At 34.2% G+C, this 3,221-nt stretch carries 6 protein-coding genes; 3 read left to right on the forward strand and 3 right to left on the reverse strand.

The annotated features are described in order from the left end of the window. Positions 1-188 (reverse strand): RepB family plasmid replication initiator protein (locus IGL15_RS14365; protein ID WP_438768110.1); only part of this gene is annotated, 188 nt, incomplete at its 3' end. 683 nt (positions 189-871) lie between these two features. Here IGL15_RS14365 and IGL15_RS14370 point away from each other — a divergent pair. Continuing rightward, positions 872-958, forward strand: a complete 87-nt coding sequence (locus tag IGL15_RS14370) for a type I toxin-antitoxin system Fst family toxin (protein ID WP_125669474.1) — start codon at positions 872-874, stop codon at positions 956-958. A gap of 301 nt (positions 959-1,259) precedes the next feature. Here IGL15_RS14370 and IGL15_RS14375 read toward each other — a convergent pair whose 3' ends face one another. Continuing rightward, on the reverse strand, positions 1,260-1,484 hold the full coding sequence (locus IGL15_RS14375; RefSeq protein ID WP_000410576.1) for a hypothetical protein: 225 nt from the start codon (positions 1,482-1,484) through the stop codon (positions 1,260-1,262). A gap of 365 nt (positions 1,485-1,849) precedes the next feature. Here IGL15_RS14375 and IGL15_RS14380 point away from each other — a divergent pair, with 365 nt between their 5' ends. Both IGL15_RS14380 and IGL15_RS14385 read left to right on the forward strand, forming a co-directional pair. Next, a complete protein-coding gene (locus tag IGL15_RS14380; RefSeq protein WP_000353844.1) occupies positions 1,850-2,134 on the forward strand; it encodes a hypothetical protein in 285 nt (94 codons plus the stop codon). A gap of 2 nt (positions 2,135-2,136) precedes the next feature. Next, on the forward strand, positions 2,137-2,553 hold the full coding sequence (locus tag IGL15_RS14385; protein ID WP_001232859.1) for a hypothetical protein: 417 nt from the start codon (positions 2,137-2,139) through the stop codon (positions 2,551-2,553). A 136-nt stretch (positions 2,554-2,689) separates the two neighbouring features. Here IGL15_RS14385 and IGL15_RS14390 read toward each other — a convergent pair. Then, the coding region (locus tag IGL15_RS14390; protein ID WP_438768115.1) for a replication initiation protein at positions 2,690-3,221 on the reverse strand (532 nt) is incomplete at its 5' end.

Below are 3,221 nucleotides of genomic sequence, written 5' to 3' on the forward strand. Positions count from 1 at the left end.
GCAGTCATCTTATAATCACTTAACTCTTTTAATTCCTCGAAAGAAAATCTAACTTTTTTCAAACCACGATCTTTCATACGAGCGCATAATGCAAAAAATAAATCCATCTGCTTAGCATTGAAATTTTTCAGCGGTACTAAATTCAATTCATTTTGATATTTGACTGTTAATTCCGTTTTTTCATCCATTCCTTTCTTCCCCCCTTACAAATAAATAATAACCTTTAACAACCAACTCGTAAATAGGTTGGTTGTTATTATACAAAAGGATATTAGTACTCAGATAAAAAGTTGTTAGTACTCAGATAAAAAGTTGTTAGTACTCAGATAAAAAGTTGTTAGTACTCAGATAAAAAGTTGTTAGTACTCAGATAAAAAGTTGTTAGTACCCTTCTGTATCCGTTGGGAGAGTAAGGCTCAACTGCCCCCTAAAAAGGGTTCTAAAAAATCTTTAAAAAATAAATAAAATAAACGCGCGCGCGCGAGCAAAATTTCCCGCCAAAAAATCACCCACTTTTTAAAATAAACAGGTTCGCGCATGATATTAAACTGCCAATCTAGCTCCCTATGGTCGCTGTAAGAAGGAGTGATCGCTACGCTCTCACATTTTACTTGCAGCAGTCGCCTTTAGGCTCCTTCGCCAAAAATAATTCATTAGGGACTCCTTTGTGGCGTCCTGAGAGCTCGTCTAAGCCGTTCTAAGACAAGATTCGATAAAAACTATGTCCTTCGTTCTAAAGCGCCTTACAGGCGGTCAGGGCAAGCCCTAACAACCCCAAGGCAATAAAAAACTTAGGCTTATTTTTGCTTTTTTATTGTATAATTGATTGTCGCCTATCCGACAGTCTTGCGACTGGAAGGAGGTGTGTTTCGTGTTCACTAACTTTATTTGCTCCCTTCTTGTTGGGCTTTTAAGCGCTTTGTTCAGTTACTGGTTGAATAACCGAAACAAGAAGTAAAACTTAATTAAGGCGACTCAGCCCACAAAAAAAGCCCCAGAGAATCCGACCTCTCTGGGGCTTTCGTGTGTTTCGTGTTCACTTATTTGCAATCAAATTATAACAGAAATAAATATTTATTTCAAAAATATCCTACAAAAGTCTAAAATCCGTAATTATTTCTTATATGCAACATTTACAAATAAAGTCGCTCTGAGAGCTCGTATTTTTCGATTTAAGACGTTTTATTTAGTTTTTGGTGTATTTCATTGGTCCAAGCTAAAAAACTCTTAGAAGCGATTTTAGAGCCATTTAAACCCACTTAATTATATTCTCCATGAAATTCGCTCCATGCGTCAAAAGCTGCGTCTGAAATTCCGCCGTCTTCGTTCACTAGTTGCATTAATTTTTCCAACGATCGTTTTCTTTCGGGTGTCATATTTTTATATTCCAACAATTTTTCGTCTGTTAAATCGAACTTGATTGCTTGAATTGCTTGCTCTAATTTTTCTAAGTTTTGAAAATATTCGTAAGGAAATTTTTCCATTTTTTCTTTCTCCAGTCTCACAATTTTTCTAGAAATAAAATCACTTCTTTGCCGTCTATACTCTCAAAAAAAATGTCGTTTGAAAAACTAAATAAATTTTTGATCGTGCATTTTTAAATTTGGTTATCGATTACACGTGCAGCACTCCCCCCCGAATTTTAAAGAGCATAAGGAAACGTGTACCCACTTTCTAAAAAAAGTGGGTAGATAGGCTGTGCCTATCACGTTTCTCAGAAAAAAATTTGATATCACTTTTTCGCCATCGTGGGTAGCTTATGTATAGCATTTTGGCAAAAAACAGCTATACAAATATAGTATTTGTATGGTATACATAAATTATACATAATTGCAAAAGGAGATTTTTTATGGACATTTTAGTTCGGAATATTGATCCAAAGTTTGTTGCAACAATAGACAAACGTTGCCAAGAACTCACGAATAAAACAGGAGAAAAATGGAGTCGAAATAAATATCTAAAAGTTTTAATCGAAAGTGATTTTGACCGTCAACTTACGACTTACAAAAAAGACCAATTCGATTTATTGCTCGATAAATTTATTGCTATCCAAACAGAAAATACTCAAATATTAAGCGAGTATGTCTACACAAATAATCAAATCATTGAAATGCTTATCGGAGGAATGATATAACCATGAGAAAAACTTCTGTCCAAAAACATGTTACTTTGTACCCTAGTCATGTTGACGTTTTAGATTCCATCATCGAAAAAAATCCAGATATCAATAACTACTCGGAAGCCATTCGCTTTTTATGTATGAGTTATGAACCCGATACCAACACGACCACTACCAGCAATCAGGCAAAACTAAATGCTATGGGAAAAGAAATTTCCATCATGACTGAAATCATCGCAGAATTTGCTGATTTATATCTAAAAGATACAGGCGTTCTTATTGGCACAAATTCTAAAGTATATCAAGAAGTGAAAGAAAAAATCGAAGCTAAACTAAATCCATCAAATCGAAATCGACCAAAGAATCATCAAAAAGAAACCAGTCAAACAGTCACTTCTAGAAATTTCGACCCAACAAATTTTCTAAAACGATAAAAAACAGATAGGAGTTATTCCTATCTGTTTTTTATTTAGAAGCCCCATACAATATGCTAGAATGTACTAGCAATCTTAGTCGGTTGTAAGGGACTTGTCTACTTGCTTAATGTAAGGGGGGCGAGTTCTTTTTTATTTATTCTTCTAACCAGTTACGCAGAGAAATCTTTGGCAAATCTGACGTTAGGCTTGAAAAAGTAAATTCTAATTTGGCGATTTTATTGCCCTTTTTTGCTTTTATTTTTGTGACTTTAAGATCATTGAAGTATTTTTTTAGTTCTCGTAATGCAGGATTTAATACTTTTTGATCAATGTTACCCATTTGATAGTATTCTGGGATATCCATTAAGCTCCTAAACTCTTCAATACGAACTACATAATAACCAGTAGAACGGTACTGCATAAGCAGTCGGAATAGAGTTTTTGCATACGTAGAACGCAACGACGTGAAAGCAGATAATTCAAATCTACTAAATTCAGCTGTTAAACCATTAATAATATATTCTAGGTCCGGATTAACACTGACTTCAACAAACTTTTTTGTTTTATTGATTTCAAAACCAGTAAACAAAACAAAGTAGCGAATAGAATCCTCATCTTCAGTACGGTAAGTAAGATTAAGCATATCTTTATAGAGCTTTTCTAAATCACCGACAAAGGCTTTTGTA

The organism is Enterococcus sp. DIV0436a (genome assembly GCF_051711605.1).
In the GTDB taxonomy this organism is placed as follows: Bacteria; Bacillota; Bacilli; order Lactobacillales; family Enterococcaceae; genus Enterococcus_B; species Enterococcus_B faecium.

What these genes read in the sequence shown, in the direction of transcription:
- IGL15_RS14380 (WP_000353844.1), top strand. Translation starts at nt 1,850, where the DNA reads ATGGACATTTTAGTTCGGAATATTGATCCAAAGTTTGTTGCAACAATA.
- IGL15_RS14375 (WP_000410576.1), bottom strand. Translation starts at nt 1,484, where the DNA reads ATGGAAAAATTTCCTTACGAATATTTTCAAAACTTAGAAAAATTAGAG.
- IGL15_RS14385 (WP_001232859.1), top strand. Translation starts at nt 2,137, where the DNA reads ATGAGAAAAACTTCTGTCCAAAAACATGTTACTTTGTACCCTAGTCAT.